A 26,311-nucleotide genomic window follows, 5' to 3' on the forward strand; every position below is an offset into this window, starting at 1 on the left:
CGATCGAGCATCATCTGCGCACGGCCGAGCCCATGCCCATGCCACGAACGGCACCATTCCATAAGGAGATATGCATGACTTTCCTACGCTCGCTGATTTTTCCCGTTGCCTTGTTGATGGCAGTGCCACTATCGGCATCGTCCGCGGCCCCCACCGGGATCAGCTACCACCAGGTGAATGTCGACGGTCATCGGGTTTTCTATCGTGAGGCGGGCTCGCGCGATGCGCCGACCATCCTGCTGCTGCACGGCTTTCCATCATCGTCGCGGATGTTCGAACGCCTGATGCCGTTGCTTGCCGATCGATACCACCTGGTCGCGCCGGACTATATGGGTTTTGGCCATAGCGACATGCCAAGCGCATCTGCATACAACTACACGTTCGACAACCTCGCCGCACAGATAGACGCGTTGACAAGCACGCTTGGCTTGAACAACTACGCCATCTACATGAATGATTTCGGCGCCCCGGTCGGTTATCGGCTGGCGCTGGCACACCCCGAACGTGTCAAAGCGCTGATCGTGCAGAATGCGGTCGCGCACGAAGAGGGGCTCGCGCCCCCATCGTGGGACAAGATCCGTGCATTCTGGAAAGACCGGGCAAGCCACGAAAGCCGCATCCGCACCGGCTTTTCACTTGAATTGACGCGCAGGCGCCATGTTGGTTCATCGCCGCATCCGGAACGCTACGATCCCGATCTGTGGACGGATGAATATGCGTTCCTCAACCAACCCGGGCAGCACGACATTCAATCCGATCTTTTCTATGACTACCGCACCAACGTTGCGGCTTATCCTTCCTGGCAGGCTTACCTGCGCAAGCATCAACCACCCGTGCTGGTGACCTGGGGCAAATACGATCCCAACTTCACGGTCGCCGGTGCCCTCGCCTATAAACGGGATGTGCCAAACGCCGAAATACATCTACTGGAAGGCGGCCACTTCGCGCTGGACGAAGCCAACGATGAGATCGCCAGGCTGATGCGTGATTTTCTTGAACGCAAGGTCGCCTGGTAAGCAACGTCACGCAAAAAAAGACCCGGGAGTCATGACTCCCGGGCCAATGAAAACCTGGATTCCGAAAAAGCCGAATCCAGATGTGGGCTATCTGTTTCAGTCGCCCAGCACTACGCCCACGCCGACGCGGAAGATAGGAGCATCGCCCTGTGCAGCGGAGATACCTGCATTCACGTTGAAACGACCGCTGTCGTTCCAGCGCGAGACACCCACACCCAGCGCGCTCTGGCCGCGGTAAGCCGCCACGCCTGCGTTCAATGTGACCTTGCCCGGCAGATACGGCATGTTGTTGACCAGGGCAGCCGAGGCCGCGATGCCACGGTTGGCCTGACGCTGCACGTTGTCGACCTTCTTGGACAAGCCGTTGACCTGGCCTTGCGTCCAGTCCTGCAGGTTGCTCATCGCGTCCTGCAGCTGGCCGACATTGGCGGCGTCCGTACGCTGTGTACCGGCGGCCACGTTGGTGATCCTGCGCTCGTTGCCTGCCGAACCGACCGATACCGTGTTGTCGGCATCGGCTACCGAGCCGGCGCCAATCGCCACCGAGTTGTTGCCTGTCACGCTCGCGCCAGCACCGATCGCCGTGCTGTTGTTGCCCACCGCTGCCGCGCCTTCGCCGGCCGCCACGCTGGAACCACCCGTCGCCGTGGCCGGCTTGCCGGCGTCGCCGCTCGAAGCGAAGTGCGGGTTACCGTCACTCGGCTGGAGCGGATCGGCCGGGGACGTACCACCGCCGCTGCCGTTCTCGATCGTCGTGACACGGTCGCCCAGCTTGTTGATCTGATCCTGCACACCCCACAACTGACCGCCATTGATCGCATCCATGCTGCCCGGCGCGACCAGACCGGCCATCACGTTGGTGATGGTCGTACCGGCGACGCCGCCGAGCGTGATCGAGCCGCGGCTGGAACCGGCGTCATACACCACCGCATCCATCAGACTGCCGTCGTCGCCGATCAGGCCGGACGACTTCAGCTGACGCACGTTCACCGCATCGGTGTCTTCCGTACCGTCGGCCACGTTGACGATCTGACGTTCATTGCCGGCCGAGCCGACCGAAACCGCGTTGGCACGATCAGCCACCGAACCGGCGCCCAGGGCCACTGCATTGTCGGCCGTTGCCTGGCTACCTGCGCCAATTGCTACCGAACGGCTGCCGGTGTTGACAGCGTCATCGCTGCCGTCATTGACGCCGTCGGCCTTGAAGTAACGCGTATCGCCTGCACTCGCCTTGGCGAGCTCGTTACGCAACTGCGAAACGTTGACCGCATCGGTTCCATCGCTACCCTCGGATACGCCCTTGAGCTGACGCGTGCCGTCGGTACCGGTGAAGTCGACGATGCCGCCGCCGGTTGCGGCCGCCACGGTGATGGCCGCACTCGCGCCGGCCTGCTGGACCAGACCCACCGAGCCGTTGCTGATGCGATCGCCCAGATTGACGATGTCGCCTTCGTTCTTGGTCACGCGACCATCGAGGTTGGTGATGTTGGTCTCGTTGCTGGTCACGCGGTTGCCGATGGTGACGATGTCGCCCTCGTTCTGGGTCACGCGGCCATCGAGGTTGGTGATGTTGGTCTCGGCGCTGCTCACACGGTCGCCGATGGTGACGATATCGCCCTCGTTCTTGGTCACGCGCTCATTCGTCGCGAACAGCTGTGAGCCGTTCACTGCCTCGTCGCTCGTCGCCGACAGTTCGCCATCGGCCACGCCCGCCAGCTTGCGCGCGCCGTCCGTGCCGGTGAAGTTCACCCGGCCACCGTCCGTACCGGCGGCCACCGCGATGTCGCGCGACGTCGCATCCTGCTGGACCAGGCCAAGCGAGCCGCTACCCAGCTCGTTGCGAATATCGACGATGCTGCTTTCGTTCTTGGTGACGCGGCCGTCGAGATTGGTGATGTTGGTCTCGGCGCTGCTCACACGGTCGCCGATGGTGACGATATCGCCTTCGTTCTTGGTCACGCGCTCATTCGTCGCGAACAGCTGCGAGCCGTTCACCGCCTCGTCGCTCGTCGATGACAGTTCGCCATCGGCCACGCCCGCCAGTTTGCGCGCGCCGTCCGTGCCGGCGAAGTTCACCCGGCCACCGTCTGTGCCCGCGGCCACCGTGATGTCGCGCGACGTCGCATCCTGCTGCACCAGGCCAAGCGAGCCGCTGCCCAGCTCGTTACGGATGTCGACGATACTGCTTTCGTTCTTGGTCACGCGGCCGTCGAGGTTGGTGATGTTGGTCTCGGCGCTGCTGACGCGGTCGCCGATGGTGACGATATCGCCTTCGTTCTTGGTCACGCGGCCATCGAGCTGGACCGTATTGGCATTGAGTTGACCCAGCGCATCGCCCACGTTATCGACGGTCTTGTCACCACCGTTGTCCAGATCGGCCACGGTGTACTGCGGGCCGGTCACGACACCGCTGCCATTCATCGCGGCACCGCCGCCCAGCGCCGAAATCAACGGCTTGAGCTGCTGCACGTTCACCGCATCGGCATTTTCCGTACCGTTGGCGACATTGATGAGCTGACGCGTACCGTTACCGCCCATGCCCCAGCCGATCGACACCACGTTGTCACGATCGGCCTCGGAGCCGTAGCCCAAGGCAACCGAGTTCTCGCCGGTCGCCCGGCTATTGGCGCCGATGGCGATCGTGCCCTCGTTGGTCGTTGCTTGCGCACCCGAGCCGATGGCGATGCTGCGCGCGCTGGTCGCAGCCGATCCCGGGCCCATGCCCACGGACAGCCAACCGGATGCCAACGCGTCGTCGGAGCCGTCGTTCAGACCATCGGCCTTGAAGTAACGCGTCGCCGCGGTCAGATCGTTCTGAACATTAACGATGTCGCCCGCATTTTGAATCACACGGCTATCAATATTGCTGATCGCGTCGCCAGCGTTGTACACATCGGTGCCGCCAACGCTGTACGTCGGGCCGGTTACGGCGCCGGTGGTCGGGTTGATGGACGCACCGCCCCCCAAACCGGCCACCACCGACTGAAGCTGCGATACGTTCACCGCATCCGTGTTCTGCGTACCTGCAGCCACGAACGTGATCTGACGCTGCAAGGTGGCGTTGCCCACCGCCACGCTATTAGCGCGAGTGGCGGTGGAGCCATAGCCCAAGGCCACGCCGTAGCTTGCCGTTGCCGACGAGTTGCCGCCAATGGCGGTTGAACGAGCGCCCGATGCCGCCGAGGAGCGACCGATCGCCGTAGTAACGTCATTGCTTGCAGCTGCGCCGTAACCCAATGCCGTCGCATTCCAGGCGTTGGCGGTGGCATTCGCGCCGATGGCAGTCGACCCCGCCGTGCCACTGGCATTGAGGCTATTAGCGCTCGCGCCATAGCCGAGCACGACCGTGTTTTGCCCAGCCGCAGTGGCATTTCCGCCGATCGCCAGACTGGTCCTGCCGTCGTAACCGCCGGTGGACCCTGTGATGGATGCGCCGGCGCCGATCGCGATGGCATTGTTGTAGTTCGCCGCAGCACCCGAACCCACGGCAACCGCACCATTACCTCTGGCCGAGGCGCTCGGACCCGCGGCCACGGAATTGGTACCGGCTACAGCATCGTCGGTACCGTCGTTCTTGCCGCTGGCTTTGAAGTAACGCGTAGCAGCCGTCAGGTTGTTCTGAACGGTGACGATATCACCCGTGTTCTTGGTTACGCGCCCATCGATATTGCTGATCGCGTCACCGACATTGTTGACGGTCGTGCCGCCCACGCTGTAACTGGGCGCGGTAATCGTTCCATCCGCGCCGACAGTCGCGCCGCCACCGATAATATCGGCGACGCTTTCGGCCGTGCCCTTGAGCTGGGCGACGTTCGCCGCATCCGTATCGGCCGTGCCGGCCGCCACGTTGACGATCTGGCGCTCGCTACCGAAGGCGCCGACGGAGATAGTGTTCGCGCGGTCGGCTACGCTGGCGTGGCCAAGCGCGACGCTGTTGGTTCCCGTGTCGGTCACCGAGGCATTGCTGCCGATGGCCACGGCAGAATTCGCCGCGGTCGACGTAGCGGTGCTGTTGCCGACGGCAACCGAGAGGCTACCCTGCGACTTTGCAGCATTGCCCAGGGCGGTGCTGTTCGCGCCGCTCGCAACGGTATCTGTGCCCAACGCGGTCGCACGCCCGGCCGACGCCGTCGAGCCACCGCCCAGCGATATCGCATAATTGCCATTGGCGGTCGCGTTGTAGCCCAGGGAGACCGCGTTGGAGCCGGTCGTGTTGGCGCCCCAGCCGATCGCCACGTTGGCGACGTTATTGGCAATGGCATTGCTGCCGATGGCTACCGAATTCTGGCTGAGCGTGGCTGCACTGCTACCGATGGCAACGTTGTCGGCGCGGCCGCCGTCGTCGCCGCCGCCAATCGCATAGAACGGGGTGATTGTGTCGCTCTTGCCTTCGTCTACTTTTTCAGTCTGGTCCTGTGAATCGGTGTCGGCCGCAAACGCGACGGGCGCGCTCAGGCCCGCCAGGGCCAGCGCCAGCACGGCGACCTTCGCAGCGGACTTCTTCTTGCGGCCCTTGGCCAGTTCCGAAGCGACGATCCATTTGCCGGTAGCCGCGTTCCACACGATGCGATAGATGGTGTTCATACGAGGACTCCAGTGCGCAGGTTTGAATGGGTGGTTACGCGATGCGTTTCTCCGGACCGCACTTCTCCGCCGCGCAGCAGATCGCGCGTTTGAAGTTGTTCTCCGTGTCCGGTTGCCCCAGTCGTTGACGCCTTGCGTCATGACCCCCTGGGCTTTGCTGTGGCCGCCACCTGGCGTGCCTTATCGCGTGCGCCCCGATTCGCTCCGAGGCGTGAGCCCATCGTAGGCATCCCCGGAAGATCGATATATAAAACTTGCCCTAAAAGTGGAGCTTTCCGAGCCAGGAACGAATAATTCGGAATAGTTTTAAATCAATATCAAGGACATTTGAGACAGCGCCCGCTCTTTAATGCGGGCGCGACTGAAGTCGCTCCGACGAAAACTCGGGAAGCGATAGCGAGATGTGGGCGCCGCTTCAGTGAATGGTTGAAGCCATCTCGCGATCAGGCCGGCTCCGCCATGCCTCGCGCGCGGCGCCGCGCCAGAAACGGGCAAACAGCAGCAAGGCCGCAACGCTCAGGCCCGCGATCAAGCCCATCCACATGCCTCGTGCGCCCATCTGCTGGTGAAAACCCAACCACCAGCCGACTGGCATGCCGATGACCCAATAGGCGAACAGGGTGATCGCCATGGGTACGCGTGTGTCCTTCAGGCCCCTCAAGGCTCCATTGGAGGCAACCTGGATGCCATCGGAGAACTGGAAAAATCCCGCCAGTACGATCAGCCGCGACGCCAACGCAATCACCGTAGTGTCATGCGTATATAGCGACGCAATGAAATGCGGCAGGCTCAGCATCACCCCCGCTGAAAACAACTGGGTGACCAAGGTAAGGCCGATGCCGCAGAAGCCGGCATAGCGCACGCCGATCGCATCGCCGCGCCCGACCGCATTGCCGACGCGCACGGTGATGGCCATAGCCAGGCCGAGCGGAATCATGAAGAACAACGAGGCGATATTCAGCGCCACCTGATGGCCGGCGACAATGTCCTCGCCCAATGAACCGATCAGCAGCGCCACCCCGACGAACAAGCCGCCTTCGGCCAGCAGCGTGATCGCCATAGGCAAGCCGATCTTGATCAGCTCGCCAAGCTTGTGCAGGCGCGGTGGATCAAAATGCTCGCCCAGATTCAAGCCGCGATAGTTGCGATGACGTGAGATATAGAAAGCAAAACCCAGCATTTCCAGCCACAGCACCAGGGCGGTCGCGATACCGCAACCGCGCGCACCCTGTGGCGGTATGCCGAACTTGCCGAACATCAACACGTAGCCAAGCGGCGCGAGAATCATCAGCCCGCCCAGGCTGAAGTACATCGAAGGGCGCGTAAGCGACAGGCCTTCGGACAAACCGCGTAGCGCGAAATAGCAGGTCAACGCAGGCGCGCCCCAGCTGATGGCATACAGGAACTCGCTCACGTCGTGACGCAGGCCCGGCGCAACGCCGATCATGCCGATCAGCGGCCCTGCGTGCCGTACCGCAAACCACAGCAACACGCCCATGCCTATGGCCAGCCATAACGCCTGACGGAATACCGCGCCGATCTCCGCGCGGCGACCGGCGCCATCGAGCTGCGATACCGAAGGCGGCACGGCCATCATCATGCCAATGCCGCTGACGATCGCCAGCGCCCAGATACTGGTGCCTACGGCTACGGCGCCAAGCACATGCGCGCTGACATGACCGGCCAGCACCGCATCGACCGCGTTGGTTCCGACGGCGGCCAATTGCGCAGTGATCAGAGGTAGCGCCAGACGAATCGTGGCGCCGATCTCGTGCGCCGCCCTGGCGCGATCGAGGCGAGGGGAAGTCATAGTGGGCTCCTTGGCACTGCATTCTAACAATGCCCCGCCACGCGCCCTATAGGCCCTTTGGCGACAAAAGGCCGCGATGCGCACGTGTGCATTGGCGCTGCCTATGCGAACATCGCGTGCTCCTGAGGGGTTGGGGCCAAGCATGAAAGAAATCACCGAGTCCGGCGGGCTTCTGTGCGCCAATTGCGCCACGCCGATGCACGGCGAGTTTTGCCACGAATGCGGACAATCGATCCACAGCGTGCTCAAGCCGGTCCACGGCATGCTCGAGGACACGCTCGACATCGTGCTACACGTCGACGGCCGTGCGATGCACACGATACCGCCGTTGCTGACCAAGCCTGGGTTCTTGACGCTGGAGTATTTCTCCGGCCGCCGAGTGCGCTATGTGGCGCCCTTTCGCCTTATGTTCGTGCTGTGCCTGCTGGCGTTCTTCCTGGGGCATATCGCGCTCGATCAGGCCACCAACAAAATCAGTCACGCCGAGGCGACGCATGGACCGTCGGCGCCGATCAATGCGTTCGCCGACGCCGGCACCACACTGGAAGTGAAGAAAAAGCTCGATCAGCAGGTCGCCCAGCTGCGCCTGACACGCGAGGCGGTCGGCTCATCGACGGGCCTGGATCTGGCCGAAGCGGCACTGCGCAAGCAAGCGGCGCAACGCACCGCCGAACTCGATGGGAGCGCGCCGGCCAAGGCCAGTTCCAGCGAGAGCGACGACGGTCTCGTACAACTGGACGAAGGCGACAAAAAAGGCTGGCTTTTCAAGCCGACGCATGTCGACATCGCCTGGCTGCCGGGCTTCATGAACGCACGGCTGGAAAAGGGCCTGCAGCACATGAAGCTCAATCTGCTGGCCATGAAAGCCAAGGGGGAGGCCCGCGACGACGCCATGGAGCGGCTCAAGGCGGGCACGTTCGCCGTGTTGCCCCAGACCATGTTCGTGCTGATGCCGATCTTCGCCCTGCTGCTGAAGATCATGTACATCTTCCGCCGCCGGCTCTACATGGAACACCTGATCGTGGCCCTGCACAGCCACGCCTTCCTGTTTCTGAACCTGATCGTCGGCATCGTGCTGAGCATGCTGGCGGCCTGGCTGGTCCCCCATGCCGGCAATTGGCTGGGTTCCGTCTTTCGCCTGCTCGAATGGGCACTGGCGATCTGGGCACTGGTCTACCTGTTGCTGATGCAGAAACGGGTTTACCGGCAGGGCTGGTTCCTGACCAGCGTGAAGTACTTCGTGGTCGGCTGGTGCTACCTGTGGATGCTCTTTTTTGCGCTGCTTTTCGCCGTGATTCTGGGCATGGCGCATTGAGACCCAGTTCACATAGCAGCCTCATCCAGAAGGATGCCCGGTCCCGAAAAGCACCTGTCGCGGCCGGGTTTTGCACAGCGTCACAGCTCTGTCAAGCTATTGACTTCAGGTGTGGCAACTGCATGAACGCTGGCCAAGCGACTTATTCATTGCATTGATTTATAAAGATTTTTTGACGTGGTCAAAACTTGAACAGCGCGTCATGAACACCGTCACTGCGCGTTTTTCGGGGCTCCTTCCCCGGTCCATCCACAGACTTATCCACAGGTCTTGTGGATAAAGGAAAAACATACGACGGGTTAGCCACTTACCCTCCATTCCTAGATGACGGAACAGCAAGCGTGCGCAACAACCGCCACGGTCGACCTAACTCCCGATCAAGCCGTTTCTCGGTCAACGGCGTCGAGGGCTGGTAGAGGCTCCGGTTACACTAGCCCGCCACGAGGTCTCCATGCCCGCCGTACTTCGCGTCGCCCTACCCGTTCCGCTACCGACCCTGTTCGACTACCTGCCCGCCGAGCATGGCCGGGCGGAAGCCGGCAGCCGGGTGCTGGTGCCGTTCGGTCGGGGCAAGGCAGTCGGTGTGGTCACTGCCACGGATGTGGAGTCCAGCCTCAGTGGCAACCGCCTCAAGCGCGTCCTGCGCGTATTGGACGACGCTCCGCTGCTCGATGCCGAGCTGATGAAAACTCTGGCGTGGTCGGCCGACTACTGGCTGGGTGCGCCCGGCGAGGCCTATGCCAACGCCTTGCCGCTGGCCCTACGCGAAGACAAACCCCTACCGGCGACCGGCGAGGAAGTCTGGAGCCTCAATGCCGCCGGGCAGAGCGCGCGCGATGCCGGCAGCCGGCGCGGCGGCAGTCGCCGCCTGCTCGATGCGCTGGCCGAGGGGCCGCTCACTACCACCGAACTGGAGCTGGCACTGCCTGGCTGGCGCGATGCCGCGCGACGCCTCGATAGCGCAGGCCTGATCACGCGCAACGAACGCGCCTTCTCCCACGCCATCGCCGTGACGGCACCGGCGTTGCCCCTGACCGACGAACAGCAGCAAGCCATCGCCGCCATCGGCACCAGTTTCGGCAGCTTCCAGCCCTATCTGCTCGACGGCGTGACCGGCAGCGGCAAGACGGAGGTGTATCTCGCGCTGATCGAACAGGTTCTCGCGCGCGGCCAGCAGACCTTGTTGTTGATTCCCGAAATCGGCCTGGCTCCGCAAACCGTGCGCCGATTGCGCGACCGACTGGGCGTAACCGCCGAAGTCATGCACTCCAACCTCGCTGAGGGCGAGCGCGCGCGCGCCTGGCTACGTATGCGCTCGGGCGACGCCAAGTTGATGCTCGGCACGCGCTCGGCGGTATTCACTCCGTTGCCGAACGTGGGCCTGATCATCGTCGACGAAGAACACGATGGGGCCTATAAGCAGCAGGACGGCTTTCGCTATCACGCGCGCGATCTGGCGCTGCTGCGCGCACGCGAACTGAAGGTACCGATCGTGCTCGGCTCGGCCACGCCGTCACTGGAATCGCTGGCCAATGTGCAAGCTGGCCGCTATCGCGCGCTGCATCTGCGCGCCCGTCCCGGTGCATCCCGGCCGCCGCAGGTACAGATCGTCGACATGCGCACGCAGCGACTGGAGCATGGCCTGTCGCCGACCCTGCTTGCCGCGGTCAGCGAGACCGTGGCGCGCGGCGAGCAGGCGCTGGTGTTTCGCAACCGCCGCGGTTATGCCCCGGTGCTGCTCTGCCATCATTGCGGCTGGTACGCACAGTGCCCGCGCTGCGAGCATCCACTCACGCTGCACTTCGCACGACAGCAGTTGATCTGCCATCACTGCGACTATCAGGCGCGCGTTCCCGGCGAATGCCCGGCGTGCGGCGTGCAGGACCTGAAGCCGCAAGGCCAGGGCACCGAGCGCCTCGAAGAGGCGCTGGCCGCACAGTTTCCGAACGTTCCTGTGCTGCGTATCGATCGGGAAACCACACGCCGTCGCGATGCGTTCGAGCAGATTCTCGACGGCCTGCGCGAGGACGCACCGGCGATCCTGGTCGGCACGCAGATGCTTGCCAAGGGCCACGATCTGCCGAACCTCACGCTGGTGGCGATCGTTGGCGTCGATGAGGGTTTGCACAGCGTCGACTTTCGCGCGAACGAGCGTCTTGCGCAGCTGGTGGTGCAAGTTGCCGGCCGTGCCGGCCGTGCACGCAAGCCGGGACGCGTGTTGTTGCAGACGCATCATCCGGATCATCCGCTGCTGCGCGGCCTGCTCGCGCAGGGCTATGGCGCAGCGGCCAGGGAATTACTTACCGAACGCAAGCTTTCGATGTTGCCGCCGTACAGCCATCAGGTGCTGCTGCGCGCCGAAGCGCATCAGCGCATGCATGTCGATACGTTTCTTGCCGAGGCACGCGATGCGCTGCCGAGTGAAGGTCTGCAGATCGCCGGCCCGATGCCGGCGCCGATGCCGTTGCGAGCGGGCAGGCATCGCGGGCAGTTGTTGATCGAAGCCGACAGTCGTGCGGTGTTGCATGCGGCATTGCGGCCCTGGCAACGGTTGCTTGCCGGGATGGCATCCGGAAGGCGGGTGCGGTGGTCGTTGGATGTGGATCCGGTGGATTTGTACTAGAGCCCCCCTCACCCCAGCCCTCTCCCCCGGCAAAGCCAGGGGAGAGGGAGCAAAAGCGCGAAACGTTGAAGGCTTACCTCATCAGCCCCCTCTCCCCTGGCTTGCCGGGGGAGAGGGTTGGGGTGAGGGGGCCGGGTGCTCGCGCAATACGTCAATCAGAGCAACATCCCGCCCGACGCCTCAACCCGCTGCCCATTCACCCACCCCATTGCCGGCGACAGCAGCGCCGCCACCACACCACCGATATCGTCCGCCTGTCCCACGCGACCCAGTGCCGTCAGCGCACCGATCTGCTGCTTGAGCTCCGCGCTGTTGCGCACGGCCGCACCGCCGAAGTCCGTTTCGATCGCGCCTGGGGCGAGAACATTGACCGCAATGCCACGCGCACCCAGTTCCTTGGCGAGATAACGCGTCAATACCTCGATCGCGCCCTTCATCGCACCATAAGCGGAATATCCCGGGAAGCTGAAACGCGCCAGGCCGGAGGACACGTTGAGAATGCGACCGCCATCGGCGATCAGCGGCAGCAAGGTCTGGGTCAGGAAAAACACGCCCTTGAAATGCACATTCACCAGTTCGTCGAACTGCGCTTCGGTAGTCTCGGCAAAGCTCGCGTGAATACCCACGCCAGCGTTGTTGACCAGGTAATCGAACTGTTCGCGCTGCCACTGCTGGCGCAACACATCACGCAACTGCTGCGCGAAGGCCTCGAAGCTGCCGACGACACCGACATCCAGCTGCAAGGCGTGCGCACGACGCCCCAGCTTGGTGATATCGGCAACGACCGCCTCGGCCTCGGCACGGTTGCCACGGTAGGTGATCACGACATCCACGCCCTCGGCAGCCAAAGCCAGGGCGGCGTTCTTGCCCAGGCCGCGGTTGCCGCCGGTGATCAAGGCAATACGGGCATTTGCTGTGTTCATGGAAAGCTCCCTCGGGTCGGAATGGCCCTGGACAAACGACAATGTATTGATTGGCTAGGCACACATAAATCAGGGGAATATGATTTGAGTGTTCATTTTCCAACAACAATGGCCCGCCATGAACCCGATCGACGCCATGCAGGCTTTCGTCCGCGTCACCGAGCTGGCGAGCTTCACCAGGGCGGCCGATAGCCTGGGGTTGCCCAAGGCCAGTGTCTCGATCGCCATTCGCCAACTGGAAAACCAGCTCGGCGCGCAACTCCTGCACCGCACGACACGACGCGTACAGCCCACCCAGGATGGCCAGGCCTTCTACGCGCGTTGTAAGGAGCTGCTTGGCGACCTGGACGAACTGCAATCGATGTTTCAGCACGACAAACAATGCCTGCGCGGACGCTTGCGCGTAGACATGCCGATCAGCATCGCCAATCGCACGGTTATTCCACGGCTAGCGGATTTCCTGCGCGATCATCCGCAACTGGAGATCGAACTGAGCAGCACCGACCGCAAGGTCGATCTGATCGCCGAAGGTTTCGACTGTGTCCTGCGCGTGGGCGTTCTCGACGATTCCAGTCTGGTTGCAAGGACGCTCGGTAGCTTGCGCATCGTCAACTGCGTCAGCCCGGCTTATCTGCGCGAACACGGCGTACCGCGCACGCTGGACGATTTGCCGCGGCACTGGCTGGTTCATTACGCCAACACGCTCGGCAGCCGGCCGTTGGGCTTCGAGTATCGCGATGGCGTGGCGTATCGCCACATCGCCATGCGCGGCGTGATCACGGTAAATAACACTGAAGCCTATGAAGCGGCCTGCCTGGCGGGGCTGGGCATCATCCAGGCACCGGAGGCCGGCGTGCGCCCTTTGTTGGAAAGCGGCGCGATGGTCGAAGTCATGCCCGAGTATCGCGCCGAAGCGATGCCGATGTCGTTTCTCTATGCACAACGGCACAACCTGCCGCGGCGTACACAGGTCTTCATGGCCTGGCTCGGCGCGTTGCTGGCGCCTTCCCTGGAGGGCCTTAGCGCCCTGTGAAGGTGATAATGAGACGTCGCGCCCCCATATGAAACGTGCGCGACCACACGTTTGCAGCGAGAGGAAACATGACCGACTCACGACCCGTCGATTCACGTCCGCACGTGGTGATACTCGGTGGCGGCTTTGGTGGACTTGCCGCGGCCCGCACGCTTGCCAATGCACCGGTGCGCATTACCCTGATCGATCGCCGCAACCACCATCTGTTTCAGCCACTGCTTTATCAGGTGGGCACGGCGGGTCTGTCCGCGCCGTCAATCGCTGCACCGTTGCGGCACATTCTGCGCAAGCAGGCAAACGTCACCACATTGATGGATGAAGTCGTCGGTGTCGACACCACCGCACAGCATGTTCACCTGACTCAAGGCGAGATCGGCTACGACTATCTGATCGTTGCCACCGGCGCGACACACGCCTATTTCGGCCACGACGATTGGGCGCCCTACGCGCCCGGCCTGAAAACCCTGGACGACGCCTTTACCATCCGTCGCCGCGTACTGCTCGCTTTCGAACACGCCGAGCGCGAAGACGATCCGGTAAAGCGCCAGGCATGGCTCAACTTCGTCATTGTCGGTGCGGGCGCCACTGGCGTGGAACTGGCCGGCGCGCTGGCGGAAATCGCTCGTCATACCCTGCCGCGCGAATTTCGTCGCAGCGATCCGCGCAAGGCCAATATCCTGCTGGTCGAAGCCGGCCCGCGCGTGCTGCCGGCCTTCGATGACGACCTTTCCGCCAAGGCAAAAAAACAGCTGGAACGCCTGGGCGTGCAAGTGCGCACCGGTGAAGCGGTCAGCACCATCGACGAACACGGCGTCAAGCTCGGCGATCAACACATCGCGTCGCACACCGTGCTGTGGGCCGCCGGCGTCTCGGCCTCACCGGTCGGGGCCATGCTGGGCGCACCCACCGATCGCGCCGGACGTGTGCAGGTCGAGGCGGATCTCAGCCTGCCGGGCCACCCCAACGTCTTTGTCATCGGCGATCTCGCCGCCGCCACCCAGGCCAACGGCAAGCCGGTCCCCGGCGTGGCGCCTGCGGCCAAGCAGATGGGAAACCATGTCGCTCGAAGCGTGCGGGCACGCGTCGAAGGCCAGGCCTCGGCCACGCCCTTCCGCTATCGCGACGATGGCTCGCTGGCGACCATCGGCCGCATGGCCGGGGTGGCCCAGTTCGGCCGCATCAAGATCTCCGGCATGCTGGCGTGGTGGATCTGGCTGGTGGCCCACGTCTACTTCCTGATCGGCTTCCGTAACCGGCTGGTCGTCTTGATGGATTGGGCCATGGCGTACTGGACCTACGAGCGCTCCGCGCGCATCGTGGTCGGCAAGGACGAGACCGCCCAGGCGCGCACCCCGCCCGGCGACTGACCTTATCTTCACTGATTCCTTCCCACGGAGATGCCAAAATGCGCTGTCTCCTTCCACGCGAACTGGATAACTGACCGTGTCTTCCCAACTCGAACAGCTACGTCAATACACCACCGTCGTCGCCGACACGGGCGATATCGAAGCGATCGCCCGCTACAAGCCGGTCGACGCCACCACCAATCCTTCCTTGCTGCTCAAGGCGTCGGAAATTCCGAGCTATGCGCCGCTGCAGGACGAGGCCGTGCAATGGGCCAAGTCCAAGGGCAACAACCGCGAACAACAGATCATCGATGCCAGCGATCATCTAGCCGTGTCGGTGGGCCGCAAGATTCTAGACATCGTGCCAGGCCGAGTGTCGACCGAAGTCGATGCTCGCCTTTCGTTCAATACCGACGCATCCATCGCCAAGGCCGAACGCCTGATCGGCATGTATGAAGACGCCGGCGTGAAGCGCGAACGCGTGCTGATCAAGCTCGCGTCGACCTGGGAAGGCATCCGCGCCGCCGAGCAACTGCAGAAGCGCGGCATCAACTGCAACCTCACCTTGCTGTTCTCGTTCGAACAGGCCGTCGCCTGCGCCGAAGCCGGCGTGTTCCTGATCTCGCCGTTCGTCGGCCGCATCATGGACTGGTACGTCGCCAACACCGATACCAAGTCGTACACGCCGGACGAGGATCCGGGCGTGAAGTCGGTGCGCATGATCTACAGCTGGTACAAGCTGCACGGCTACGAGACCGTGGTGATGGGCGCCAGCTTCCGCAATATCGGCCAGATCCAGGCACTGGCCGGCTGCGACCGCCTGACCATCAGCCCCGACCTGCTGGAGAAGCTCGAGGCCGACCAGAGCGATCTGCCGCGCAAGCTCAACGACGACGGCAAGCGCGAAGCGCGCCCGGCCAAGCTCAGCGAGAACGATTTCCGCTGGGGCCACAACGAAGACCCGATGGCCACGGACAAGCTGGCTGAGGGTATTCGCAAGTTTGCGGTCGATCAGCGCAAGCTGGAGAAGTTGTTGGCTGCGAAGTTGTGAACTTCGAATAACCTCCGTTTTCATCGTCGCCCCGGCGAAGGCCGGGGCCCAGCGTCTTCAGCACGTTGAAGCGTAAGGCGCTGGGTCCCGGCCTTCGCCGGGACGACGGATAGGAAAGTTTTTAAAAAACTCTGAAGTCGCTCCTAAAAAAAGCCGGCCCATGGCCGGCTTTTTTTTCAATTCACCTGCGGCTTCTTCTTCCAGGCATCGGCTAACGCATCCGTCGACCAGCCGCCACCCAGCGCGCGAATCAACTGCACGCTCGAACGCAACTGGCGCGTATCGATATCGAGCAGACTGCGCTGTGCATCGAGCCATGCGGTCTGTGCCTGCACTACGTCGAGATAGCCGACCGCACCCTGCTTGTAACGGTCCATCGCCAGATCGAGCGAATGCTTCGCGGCATCGGCGGCATCCTTCTGGTCGACACGCGCCGTGCCCAGATGATCGAGCTGGGCGAGGTTGTCTTCGACCTGCTCGAACGCATTCAGGACCACGCTGCGGTACTTGGCACCCGATTCCTCGGTAGCTGCCTTGGCCGCAGCCACCTGCGCCTTGCGGCGGCCTCCATCGAAGATGGTTTCCAGGATGTTCGGACCAAACGCCCAGATGCGGTTCGGTGTCGACAGCAAGCCACCGTACACGTCGCTCTGATAGCCACCTTGCGCACTCAAGCCCAATGACGGGAAATAAGCGGCACGTGCCACGCCGATTTCCGCATTGGATGCTGCGGTACGACGCTCGGCAGCGGCGATATCCGGGCGGCGCTGCAACAGCGTCGACGGCACATCGGTCGGAATTGTCGGCAGCGGGATCGCGGCGGTCTCCGGCGCAATGCTGAACTTCGATGGCGTCTCACCGACCAGCACCGCGATCGAATGCTCCACCAACGCGCGCTGCGCCAGCGTCTGCGACCATTGCGACTTCACCGTCGACAACTGCGTCTGCGCACGCGCCACGTCAAGGCCAGACACGATGCCGCCTTGATGCAAGGTCTGCGTGAGCTGCAAGGCCTTGGCGAACGCATCGGTGCTTTGCTTGAGCAAGTCGACCTGCTGATCCAGGCCGCGCAACACCACATAGCTGTCGGTCAACTGCGCCTGCAGGCTCAGCTGCACCGACGCGAGGTCGGCAGCGGCAGCGATCGCCTGATCCTTGCTCGACGTCACCTCATTGCGCACACGACCCCACAGGTCGACTTCGTAGTCGATCCCGCCGGTGGCCGTGAACGTGTTGTACCAGGCCGGCGACGTTGCGCCACGCAGCGGCTTGGTATCCGATTCGCGATCGCGCTGCGCATTGCCATTCAGGCCCACTTGCGGAAACAGATCGGCGCGCGCCTGACGGTAGAACGCCTGCGACTGCTCGAAATGCGCCAGCGCCGCTTCGAGGTCGGCGTTATGCGCCAGCAAGCGCTGTTGCAGGTCGTTGAGCTGCGGATCGGTATAGACCTTCCACCAGCCGTCGCGTGTCAATTGATCGGATGGCTGTGCGGGCACCCACGGGCCTTGCTGCTGCGCGGGTTCCTTGTAGTGATCGGCCACCGGCGTTTCGGGCACCTTGTAGGTCGGTGCCAGCGAGCAGCCCGCGAGTGCCGCCGATACCGCCAGCGTCAGTGCGAAATTAAGCCTTCTTTTCATTGGGCTTGTCCGCCGTCTTGTCTGCAATCTTCACCGGGTCGCCATTGGCCAGGCCATCGGGCGGGCTTTCGATCACGCGATCGCCCTTGTCCAGGCCGGCACCGATTTCCACGCTCTTGCCGTAGTCGCGCGCGATGGTGACCGTCTTGAATGCCACCTTGTTGTCGGCGCTCACCGTGGCCACGCGCAGACCCTGGTTGTCGAAGATCAGCGCACTGGCCGGCACGCGCAGCGCTGTAGCACTGATCGGCAGGTCGAACTTGACGTTGGCGAATGCGCCCGGCATCAACTGGCTGTCCGCGTTATCGACAGACAACTGCACCAGGGTCGAACCGGAAGTGGCATTGACGGCCTGCGCAGACGATTCCACAGTGGCCTTGAATACCTGACCAGGATGCTCCGGCACCGTGAGCGTCGCGACCGCTCCCTGCTTGATCGAGGGCACGTAGTTCTGCGGCACCTGTACGTAGACACGCAGCTTGCGCACGTCCGAGACGGTAAACAGTTCCTGCCCGGTCGCACCGCCGATATTGATCAACTGGCCGACGTCGGTATTGCGTGCGGTAACGATGCCGTCGAACGGCGCGATGATGCGCGCAAACGCCTTGGTCGCCTGCAGCCGATCGAGATTGGCCTTGGCGGCATTGGCGAGCGCGCTCTTGGCAGTCAGGTCGCCGGTTTTCTCGTCGACTTCCTGCTTGGACACCGAATCGGAGCCGAGCATGGCCTGCCAACGCTTGGCCGTGATCGCCGCCAGCGCCTGATTGGCCTGCGCACTGGCGTAGTCCGCCTTGGCCTGCAGCAGCTGTTGATCGAGGTCGGGCGTGTCGATCTCGGCCAGTAACTGGCCGGACTTCACCGGCGTGCCGATATCGACCTTCCAGTTCTTCAAGTAGCCGTTGATGCGAGCGAAGATCGGCGCACGCGAATAGGCTTCCAGACGGCCAGGCAGTTCCAGGCCGTTACCGGCCTTGCCCGGCTCCGGATCGACGACGGCGACCGATGGAATAGCCTGCTCGTCGGTCCAGGTCCTGAGCTTGTGCGCATCGGTGGCGCGCGAGGTGACGCCAAGGACCACGATGCCGACCGCCACGATCGCGGCGATCAGTCCGGCCAGGCGCAGCTTGCGCGGATGGGTCGGCGTAGGAGTTTTGAATTCAGACGACATGTGCGGGCTCTCCGGAAGCAGGCGCCGGGGACGGGGCGCGGCCGTGCCGCGCGTGGATGATGCTGAACACCACGGGGACGAAAAGTAGCGTCGCCGTCGTTGCGAAAATAAGACCACCGATCACCGCGCGGCCGAGCGGAGCATTCTGCTCGCCACCCTCGCCCAGGCCCATGGACATCGGCCCCATGCCGATCACCATCGCCAATGCGGTCATCAAGACGGGACGGAAGCGAACATAGCCGCCCTCGAGCGCCGCCAGTGTGGCATTGCCGTGCTCGGCCAGGCGTTCGCGACAGAAACTCACCACCAGGATCGAGTTCGCCGTGGCCACGCCCATACACATGATCGCACCGGTCAATGCAGGTACCGACAAGGTCGTGTGCGTGGCGAACAGGATCCAGATGATGCCGGCCAACGCGGCAGGCAGCGCCGTGATGATCACGAACGGATCGCTCCACGACTGGAAGTTCACCACGATCAGCAGGTAGATCAGCACTGCGGCACCGAGCAGACCGAACAGCAAGCCCGAGAAGGCGCTGTTCATCGTCTGCACCTGGCCGAGCAGCGCGATCGAGGTACCCTTCGGCAGCGCCTTGGCATGATCGGCCACGACCTTCTGGATATCGCTGGACACCGCGCCCAGGTCACGACCCTGCGTGGTGGCGAAGATCTCCACCATCGGCTGGATGTTGTACTGGCTCACCACCGCATTGCCGGCGTAACGCTGGAAATTGGCCAGGCCGCCGAGCACCTGCTGTGCACCGCCCGTACTGTTGACCGGCAGATTTTCGAGCTGCGACAGCGAATTGAGGCTGTACTGCGGCGTCTGCATCACGATGGGATAGGAAATCTGATTCTGCGGATTCAACCAATAGGTGGGCGCCACCTGACTGGAGCCCGCCAGGTTCACTACCAGCGAGTTGGTGACGTCTCGCTCGGTCACACCGACCAGCTGCGCACGCGTGCGGTCCACGTTGATGTTGAAACCCTGGTTCGCCTGCGACTGCTGGATGCGCGCATCGGCCACACCCGGTACACGCTTGATATCACGCAGCAAGGCATTGGCGTATTCGAAGTTCGCTGGCAGATTGTTACCGCGAATCTGCAAATCGATCGGCGCGGGCGAACCGAAGTTCAGGATCTGACTGATGATGTCCGCGGGCGGGAACGAGAACGTCACGCCCGGGAACTCGCGCGGCAGCTGTTCGCGCATGCGCTGCACGTAGTCGGCCGTCGGGTGATGGCCTTCCTTCAAGCTCAACTGGATATCGCCGTCCCAGGAACCGATCGTACCGGTGTTGTTGTACGCGGTATTGATGCCCGACACCGGCTGGCCGATGTTGTCGACCACGGTACCGAGCTCTTCCTTCGGGATGATCCGGCGGATGCTTGCCTGCACATCGGCAAACAAGGCCGCGCTGTCTTCCACGCGCGTACCAATGGGCGCACGCACGTGCATCAGGATCTGGCCGGCATCCACCGCGGGGAAGAAATTGCGCCCGAGGAACGGCACCAGCCCAAACGACAGCACGATAAAACCGAGGAAGCCGACGACGAACACCTTGCGATGTTCCATCGCCATCGCCAGCAGGCTGTGGTAGCCATCGCGAATCTTGTCGAAACGCGTTTCGAAGCCACGCTGGAAGCGGACCAGTGGATTGTTCGACGGCGGCAGCGATACGTGATGGCCATGCTCGTCCACGTGCGGTGCATGCGGATGCAGCAGGTATTTGGCCATCGTCGGCACCAGGGTACGCGACAGGATGAACGAGGCGATCATCGCGAACATCACCGCTTCGGCCATCGGCACAAACAGGAAGCGCGCGACGCCTTCCAGGAAGAACATCGGCACGAACACGATACAGATACACAGCAGCGACACGAAGGCTGGTGTCACGATCTGCGCCGCACCGTCGAGGATGGAGGTCTCCACATCCTTGCCGTGTTCCAGATGCCAGTTGATGTTCTCGATCGTCACCGTAGCGTCGTCGACCAGGATGCCCACCGCCAGCGACAAGCCGCCGAGCGTCATGATGTTCATCGTCTCGCCGATCGCCGACAAGGCCGCGATCGAGCTGAGAATCGCCAGCGGAATCGAGACGGCGATGATCACCGTCGAGCGCCAGCTACCCAGGAACAGCAGAATCATCAAGCTGGTCAACGCGGCTGCGATGATGCCTTCCTTTGCCACGCCGCTGATGGCCGCGCGCACAAAGATCGACTGATCGCCGATCGGCGTCACTTCGAGCGTGTCGGGCAACGAGCTCTTCGCATCGGCGATCTTCTGCTTCACGCCGGCGATGATGGCCAGCGTCGATGCCGAACCGTTCTTGAGCACCGTCATCAGCACCGATCGATTGCCGTCGACGTGCACGATATTGGTCTGCGGCGGCGCGCCGTCGCGGACATGCGCGACGTCGCGGATATACACCGTGGTGCCGTTGACCGTCTTGATCGGCAGGCCGCCCAGGTCGTTGATATCCGACGGTGCGTTATTCAGCTGCAGAATGTATTCGAACTGGCCGATCTTCTGCGTGCCCACCGGGACGATCAGGTTCTGCGACGCCAACGCATTGGCCACATCCTGTGCGGTCAGGCCACGCGCCTGCAAGGCCGCCGAATCGATATCGATCTGCACCTGACGCGTCTTGCCGCCGAACGGATAGGGAACCGATGCACCGGCCACCGTGGTCAGCACCGGGCGCACCGCGTTCAGACCCAGATCGCCCAGGTTCTGCTCGGTCAGGCCCTTGCCCGACAACGCCAACTGGATGATCGGTACGGTCGAGGCGTTGTAGTTCAGGATCAACGGCGGCGTACTGCCGGCCGGCAGCTGCTTGAGCAGGGTCTGCGCAACCGCGGTTACCTGCGCGTTGGCGGTGCGGATATCCACCGCCGGCTGGAAGAAGATCTTGATTACGCCAAAGCCGTTGATCGACTGGGCTTCGATATGCTCCACGTCGTTCACCGTGGTGGTGAGCACGCGTTCGAAGGGCGAAGTGATACGCCCGGCCATCTGGTCGGGCGGAAGGCCGGTGTACTGCCACACCACGCTGATCACCGGGATCTTGATATCCGGGAAGATATCCGTGGGTGTCCTCAACGCCGACAACGGGCCGATGATGAGGATCAACAGGGCGAGAACGACGAACGTATACGGTCGCGTTAGAGCGATCCGGACAAGACTGAACATGCCTGGGGATTCCGAGCGCTGATGATGCGTCGCCGCAAATTTTCGCACGGGAGCGTGCCCGGCAGCATGGCCTGACGGATGAAGATTATTTCATCTTGCAATTAAAAAGGCCCGAAAACACTGGGCCTTGAGGGGGTGTAAAGGCTGCTTTGAAAAGTACTCAAGGGTGCTCTCTCAAGGACACCTGAGTTTTTGTAGGAGCGACTTCAGTCGCGACCCACGGTTACGTCACGGCTAGTCGCGACTGATGTCGCTCCTACAGGTTAGGCAGTGGCCGGCGCAGGCAAGGCCGACGTTGCCGCCACCTTCGGCCGAACCAGTTGCCCCGGTTCCGGCGAGTAGCAATACAGCGTGATCCGCGCACCGGTTTCGCCGTCGCCGATCTCAAGCGCAAAGCCATGCAACCGCACGATCGCGCTGACGATGCTCAACCCCAGGCCCGAGCCCGGCGTGGTGCGGCTGTTGTCGCCGCGATAAAAACGCCGAGTCACGGCATCGCGTTCGTCAGCGGGAATACCTGGACCGCTGTCGAGGATATCGATCCGCGGCCCCAGCTTGTCCATCTGCGCGCGCAGACGAATATGTCCACCTGACGGCGTGAACTTGATGGCGTTGCCGACCAGATTGGCCAGCGCTTCAAATAGCAGATGCGCATCGGCGCGGATCGGCGTCAGCGTCTGGACGTCCAAAACAAAAGGCTGGCCGCGGTCTTCCGCCACTGGCGCGTAGAACTCGTGCACTTGATTGAGCACATCGGCAAGATCGACTTCGGCAAAGCAGGCGCAACGATTGCGGTCCTCCAGTTCCGACACGCGCAACAATGCCCGGAACCGCCCGAGCAACTCGTCGACATCGGTGACGCATGCATCGAGCAGCGTTACCTGCGGCTGATCGGACAACTGTTGCTGTGCGCGATACAGCCGCGCGCGCAAGCGCGTCAGCGGCGTGCGCAGGTCATGCGCGATGTTGTCGCACACGCCTTTGACTTCGTTCATCAGACGCTCGATTTCGTCGAGCATGGTGTTGACGATGCCCGCCAGCAGATCGAGTTCGTCGCCGCGACGACTCACCGGTAGACGCTTGGTGAGATCGCCTTCGCGAATCGGGTCGGTTGCCTGCTGCAAGACACGAATGCGTCTGGCCGGGCCGCGACGCAACAGGAAACCGCCGAGCAGGCCGGGGATGATCGTGAGCGAGACGCCCCATAGCAGCGCACGCCACACGATCGCGCCCAGCCCGTCCAGCGTACTGGTGTCCTTGGCAATCACCAGCACGCGCCCATCCGGCAAGCGTGACGCGACAGCGCGTGCGCGCACTTCGCCGTCGGCGTGAAATGGCCGTGGCACGCCGCCCGCCAGCAGACGCGGCTGGCCATCGGCGATGATCCCGGCGGGCAAGTGGCGGATATTGCCTGCAAGCACGCGGCCGGAGGCATCGAACAATCCGACCGACATCACGCCATGAGGATCGATCAGGCCGGCGGCATCCACGGTTGCGGGCAGGCGTTCCGAATCGGTGGTCGCCAGGTAGCCCATGCGCTGCACGATGATCTGGTCGATCACGTTGTTGAGGTAGCGGGTGGTCTCCCATTGGATCACACCCACCAGAATCAGGCCCCACGCGGCAAACAGCGCCCCGTAGACGAGAATCAGGCGCGAGGTGGCCGAGCGCCAGGCATTGGGATGAGCGTTCATGGTGATCCGACCCGGCGCAGCCGCTGCGCCCTCAGGAATATAAGGAAATCATACAGCTACCGCGTTGGCGCCAGCATATAACCGGTGCCGCGCACCGTGCGGATCAGGTGCGGCTGGCCGGCGCTGTCGATCTTGCGCCGCAGCCGGCCGATATGGACATCGATGACATTGGTGCCGGGATCGAAATGAAACCCCCATACGGCCTCGAAAATCATCGTACGGGTGACTACCTGACCGGAGTTGCGCATCAGAAACTCCAGCAGGCGAAATTCGGTCGGCAGCAGATTCAACAACTGGCCGTTGCGGTGCGCCACATGCCGCACCAGATCCAGCTCGAGATCGGCCACGCGCAGGCGGTTGCCGCCTTCGGCACTCTGGCGCCGACGCAGCAGTACTTCGGCACGCGCGGACATCTCGTCGGGCGCGAACGGCTTGGTCAGGTAGTCGTCGCCGCCGGCACGCAGGCCGCGCACGCGTTCGTCCACATCGCTCAACGCGCTGATCATCAACACCGGCGTATCGACCTGGGCGCGGCGCAATGCCGCCACCACATCGATGCCATCCATCCCGGGCAACATGCGGTCCAGAGTGATCAGGTCGTAGTTGCCTTCGAGTGCGCGATCCAACCCATGGCGGCCATCGGCCACCCAGTCGGCCACCATGCCGTGCACGCTCAACTCCGCCACGATTTCGCGAGCGGTGACTTCGTCGTCTTCGATGACCAGGACTTGAGGCATGAGTTAAGGAGTCCGGCCGCCGCGCGGCCCATGAACGATCAAACGCAAACGGCCCCCGTAAGGAGGCCGTCCATCTAAAGCGCGAAGCAATTCATCTTACGCAGCAAACAACCCGCGCATTTTCTTCATCGCGTTCGCCTCGACCTGACGGATACGCTCGGCAGAAACACCGTACTCGTCGGCCAGATCCTGCAACGTCGCCTTATCGTCGTTCAACCAACGACGCTGGATGATGTCGCGCGAACGCTGATCGAGCTTTTGCAGCGCCTCGGACAGCGTTTCCAGCTGATTGTCAGCGTGGTCGGCGTCGGAGACGTTGTCGTACGGGTCGGCGCCATCGTCGATCAGGAATGCTTCCGGTGCCGGCTTGGCATCGTCGTCCGCATCGGCCGGCGCTTCGAAACCGATATCACGGCCGGACAGACGCGATTCCATCTCGCGGACAGTCGCCTCGGGCACGCCAAGATCCTTGGCGACCACGCGCACTTCCTCAGCATTCATCCAACCCAGGCGCTTCTTGCTCTTGCGCAGGTTGAAGAACAGCTTGCGCTGCGCCTTGGTCGTAGCGACCTTGACGATGCGCCAGTTGCGCAAGATGAACTCGTGCATTTCGGCGCGAATCCAGTGCACGGCAAAGCTGACCAGACGCACGCCCTGGTCCGGGTCGAAGCGCTTGACCGCCTTCATCAGGCCGATATTGCCTTCCTGGATCAGGTCGGACAGCTGCAAACCATAACCGTTGTAACCGCGGGCGACGTGCACCACGAAACGCAGGTGCGACATCACCAGCTTCTTGGCGGAGTCGAGGTCGTTGTCATCGTTGAATCGACGCGACAACGCCTGCTCCTCGTCCTGGCTGAGCACCGGGATACGGTGGACCGCCGAGATATACGCATCCAAGCTGCCGACTACACTGGGTACCGGCAGAGAGGCGGTCGCCAAAGCTTGTGACATGAGGAACCTCCAGAAAACTTGGGGAACAACTTAGCACTCTGTTGCTATGAGTGCTAACGGGTCGAAATGGTTCAATCCCACCTCGATCTCGCTTTACTATACCGAATCGTACAGGAATGCCCCTGACTTGTCCAGTGGCACCCTGCAACGCAACAACGACCTTCGCGATATTAAAAATCTCTTAAAATCAATTCCTTAGCGGACACCCCAGAGCTTTTTTGCCTCTTCGGCAATGAGTTCCGGGTATTCCTCAGGGAAGAACAGCTTCGCGCCCTTTACCTTTCGTACGCCATGGGACAGAGGTAACACCTGGTCGAGGTAATCCGGACTCTTGGGGGAAAAGATCGTGTCGCCGGTTCCCCAGACGATCCTCACGGGACGGCGGAACTGACGCAGTGAGGCTTCGATGCCGGCCAGCGGATTGGGGAACAGACCCAGCGCGTAGGCATTGGTCAGCGCCATGCGTTCGGGGGTGGCGACCAGCGGACGCATATACATGTCGATGGCGTCATCCGTCGGATGACCCGGGAAGGTGTAGCAGGCGCCACCCAAGCCGGTGGGAGCATGGACCAGCGAATGATCGTCGACCTGCTTGACGAAGAAATCCCTGGCGAAGGTCCCCTTGCGCGCCGCCTCGATGACCGGCATGACACCCGGTGGTGGGCTGTCGTTCTCAACGTCGCAATTGGTCAGCAGCACGCTGCGAACGCGGTCGGCGTGGCGCACCATGAACAGCTGCGCCACCGCACCGCCGCTATCGTTGGCGACCAGATCCACCGTGCCGACGCCTAGCGCGTCCAGAAACTCGATAAGCATGTCCACCTGGCTCGCCGGGGTCACCGACTTGCCCTGCGTCACCTCGGTATAGCCCAGGCCCATGGAGTCGGGCGCCAGACAGCGCCGATGGGCAGCCAGCCGCGGCAGCACGCCACGCCATTGATAGCTGTTGAGCGGAAACCCGTGCAGGAACAGAGCCACCGGCCCGCTCCCCTGCTCCACATAGGCGGTACGGCCAAACGAGGTGGCAACGAACCGGCGCATCCGGGTGTAATCCGCCACGCCCAGATCGCCTACCTTCCCGTCCCTGACCGTACCAGCCTGCGCCAGCCGACCCAGCCCGCCCGCTAAGGCGCTTGCCGCCAACACGCCGCCCGTCAATTGAAGAAATGCTCTGCGATGCATGTTCGAACCTCGCCGATGAAGTGAGGCGCATCTTTCGTCGGC

The 26,311-nt window shown here is 62.7% G+C and carries 16 protein-coding genes; 6 read left to right on the forward strand and 10 right to left on the reverse strand.

Translation table 11 applies throughout. From position 1 onward, the window contains the following. Window positions 1-74 precede the first annotated feature (74 nt). Complete coding sequence (locus QMG46_RS01155; RefSeq protein ID WP_281850596.1) at window positions 75-1,016, forward strand: alpha/beta fold hydrolase; 942 nt, start codon at window positions 75-77, stop codon at window positions 1,014-1,016. Window positions 1,017-1,112: 96 nt separating this feature from the next. On the opposite strand, the gene QMG46_RS01160 is transcribed toward QMG46_RS01155, so the two are convergent. Both QMG46_RS01160 and QMG46_RS01165 read right to left on the reverse strand, forming a co-directional pair. After that, window positions 1,113-5,600 (reverse strand): ESPR-type extended signal peptide-containing protein, encoded by a 4,488-nt coding sequence (locus QMG46_RS01160; RefSeq protein WP_281850597.1) that lies wholly within the window; start codon window positions 5,598-5,600, stop codon window positions 1,113-1,115. A 415-nt stretch (window positions 5,601-6,015) separates the two neighbouring features. After that, window positions 6,016-7,410, reverse strand: a complete 1,395-nt coding sequence (locus QMG46_RS01165) for an MATE family efflux transporter (RefSeq protein ID WP_281850598.1) — start codon at window positions 7,408-7,410, stop codon at window positions 6,016-6,018. Between the two features lie 142 nt (window positions 7,411-7,552). Here QMG46_RS01165 and QMG46_RS01170 point away from each other — a divergent pair, with 142 nt between their 5' ends. After that, complete coding sequence (locus QMG46_RS01170) at window positions 7,553-8,725, forward strand: DUF3667 domain-containing protein (RefSeq protein WP_281850599.1); 1,173 nt, start codon at window positions 7,553-7,555, stop codon at window positions 8,723-8,725. Window positions 8,726-9,176: 451 nt separating this feature from the next. Then, window positions 9,177-11,348, forward strand: coding sequence for a primosomal protein N' (locus QMG46_RS01175; RefSeq protein ID WP_281850600.1), 2,172 nt, complete (start codon window positions 9,177-9,179; stop codon window positions 11,346-11,348). A gap of 155 nt (window positions 11,349-11,503) precedes the next feature. On the opposite strand, the gene QMG46_RS01180 is transcribed toward QMG46_RS01175, so the two are convergent. Beyond that, window positions 11,504-12,271, reverse strand: a complete 768-nt coding sequence (locus QMG46_RS01180) for an SDR family NAD(P)-dependent oxidoreductase (protein ID WP_281850601.1) — start codon at window positions 12,269-12,271, stop codon at window positions 11,504-11,506. Between the two features lie 118 nt (window positions 12,272-12,389). Between QMG46_RS01180 and QMG46_RS01185 the strand changes: the two genes are divergently transcribed. The 3 genes from QMG46_RS01185 (at window position 12,390) to tal (ending at window position 15,701) form a co-directional block, all read left to right on the forward strand. Beyond that, window positions 12,390-13,304: a LysR family transcriptional regulator gene (locus QMG46_RS01185; RefSeq protein WP_281850602.1), complete on the forward strand. Its 915-nt coding sequence runs from the start codon at window positions 12,390-12,392 to the stop codon at window positions 13,302-13,304. A gap of 68 nt (window positions 13,305-13,372) precedes the next feature. Beyond that, window positions 13,373-14,671 carry an NAD(P)/FAD-dependent oxidoreductase gene (locus QMG46_RS01190; RefSeq protein WP_281850603.1) on the forward strand — a complete coding sequence of 433 codons (1,299 nt, stop codon included), beginning with the start codon at window positions 13,373-13,375 and terminating at the stop codon, window positions 14,669-14,671. A 70-nt stretch (window positions 14,672-14,741) separates the two neighbouring features. After that, window positions 14,742-15,701 (forward strand): transaldolase, encoded by a 960-nt coding sequence (tal, locus tag QMG46_RS01195; protein ID WP_345781798.1) that lies wholly within the window; start codon window positions 14,742-14,744, stop codon window positions 15,699-15,701. 176 nt (window positions 15,702-15,877) lie between these two features. On the opposite strand, the gene QMG46_RS01200 is transcribed toward tal, so the two are convergent. The 7 genes from QMG46_RS01200 to QMG46_RS01230 form a co-directional block, all read right to left on the reverse strand. Next, window positions 15,878-17,341 carry an efflux transporter outer membrane subunit gene (locus tag QMG46_RS01200; RefSeq protein WP_281850605.1) on the reverse strand — a complete coding sequence of 488 codons (1,464 nt, stop codon included), beginning with the start codon at window positions 17,339-17,341 and terminating at the stop codon, window positions 15,878-15,880. Beyond that, entirely contained in the window at window positions 17,325-18,509 is a 1,185-nt protein-coding gene (locus tag QMG46_RS01205; protein ID WP_281850606.1) for an efflux RND transporter periplasmic adaptor subunit, read from the reverse strand. Before QMG46_RS01205 ends, QMG46_RS01200 begins: the two co-directional genes overlap by 17 nt. After that, complete coding sequence (locus QMG46_RS01210; RefSeq protein ID WP_281850607.1) at window positions 18,499-21,702, reverse strand: efflux RND transporter permease subunit; 3,204 nt, start codon at window positions 21,700-21,702, stop codon at window positions 18,499-18,501. Before QMG46_RS01210 ends, QMG46_RS01205 begins: the two co-directional genes overlap by 11 nt. 263 nt (window positions 21,703-21,965) lie before the next feature. Further along, the gene (locus QMG46_RS01215) at window positions 21,966-23,396 is read right to left on the reverse strand and encodes a sensor histidine kinase (RefSeq protein ID WP_281850608.1); all 1,431 of its coding nucleotides are present in this window, start codon (window positions 23,394-23,396) and stop codon (window positions 21,966-21,968) included. Window positions 23,397-23,452: 56 nt separating this feature from the next. After that, entirely contained in the window at window positions 23,453-24,133 is a 681-nt protein-coding gene (locus tag QMG46_RS01220; RefSeq protein ID WP_281850610.1) for a response regulator transcription factor, read from the reverse strand. 96 nt (window positions 24,134-24,229) lie between these two features. Then, window positions 24,230-25,087, reverse strand: coding sequence for an RNA polymerase sigma factor RpoH (gene rpoH / locus QMG46_RS01225; protein WP_281850611.1), 858 nt, complete (start codon window positions 25,085-25,087; stop codon window positions 24,230-24,232). Between the two features lie 195 nt (window positions 25,088-25,282). Beyond that, window positions 25,283-26,269, reverse strand: a complete 987-nt coding sequence (locus tag QMG46_RS01230) for an alpha/beta fold hydrolase (RefSeq protein WP_281850612.1) — start codon at window positions 26,267-26,269, stop codon at window positions 25,283-25,285. Window positions 26,270-26,311 lie beyond the last annotated feature (42 nt).

Origin of the sequence: Dyella sp. GSA-30 (assembly GCF_027924605.1) — a bacterium.
Lineage (GTDB): Bacteria > Pseudomonadota > Gammaproteobacteria > Xanthomonadales > Rhodanobacteraceae > GSA-30.

What these genes read in the sequence shown, in the direction of transcription:
- QMG46_RS01190 (WP_281850603.1), top strand. Translation starts at nt 13,373, where the DNA reads ATGACCGACTCACGACCCGTCGATTCACGTCCGCACGTGGTGATACTC.
- rpoH (WP_281850611.1), bottom strand. Translation starts at nt 25,087, where the DNA reads ATGTCACAAGCTTTGGCGACCGCCTCTCTGCCGGTACCCAGTGTAGTC.
- QMG46_RS01220 (WP_281850610.1), bottom strand. Translation starts at nt 24,133, where the DNA reads ATGCCTCAAGTCCTGGTCATCGAAGACGACGAAGTCACCGCTCGCGAA.
- QMG46_RS01215 (WP_281850608.1), bottom strand. Translation starts at nt 23,396, where the DNA reads ATGAACGCTCATCCCAATGCCTGGCGCTCGGCCACCTCGCGCCTGATT.
- QMG46_RS01160 (WP_281850597.1), bottom strand. Translation starts at nt 5,600, where the DNA reads ATGAACACCATCTATCGCATCGTGTGGAACGCGGCTACCGGCAAATGG.
- QMG46_RS01230 (WP_281850612.1), bottom strand. Translation starts at nt 26,269, where the DNA reads ATGCATCGCAGAGCATTTCTTCAATTGACGGGCGGCGTGTTGGCGGCA.
- QMG46_RS01165 (WP_281850598.1), bottom strand. Translation starts at nt 7,410, where the DNA reads ATGACTTCCCCTCGCCTCGATCGCGCCAGGGCGGCGCACGAGATCGGC.
- QMG46_RS01180 (WP_281850601.1), bottom strand. Translation starts at nt 12,271, where the DNA reads ATGAACACAGCAAATGCCCGTATTGCCTTGATCACCGGCGGCAACCGC.
- QMG46_RS01205 (WP_281850606.1), bottom strand. Translation starts at nt 18,509, where the DNA reads ATGTCGTCTGAATTCAAAACTCCTACGCCGACCCATCCGCGCAAGCTG.
- QMG46_RS01200 (WP_281850605.1), bottom strand. Translation starts at nt 17,341, where the DNA reads ATGAAAAGAAGGCTTAATTTCGCACTGACGCTGGCGGTATCGGCGGCA.
- QMG46_RS01155 (WP_281850596.1), top strand. Translation starts at nt 75, where the DNA reads ATGACTTTCCTACGCTCGCTGATTTTTCCCGTTGCCTTGTTGATGGCA.
- QMG46_RS01210 (WP_281850607.1), bottom strand. Translation starts at nt 21,702, where the DNA reads ATGTTCAGTCTTGTCCGGATCGCTCTAACGCGACCGTATACGTTCGTC.
- QMG46_RS01175 (WP_281850600.1), top strand. Translation starts at nt 9,177, where the DNA reads ATGCCCGCCGTACTTCGCGTCGCCCTACCCGTTCCGCTACCGACCCTG.
- QMG46_RS01185 (WP_281850602.1), top strand. Translation starts at nt 12,390, where the DNA reads ATGAACCCGATCGACGCCATGCAGGCTTTCGTCCGCGTCACCGAGCTG.
- QMG46_RS01170 (WP_281850599.1), top strand. Translation starts at nt 7,553, where the DNA reads ATGAAAGAAATCACCGAGTCCGGCGGGCTTCTGTGCGCCAATTGCGCC.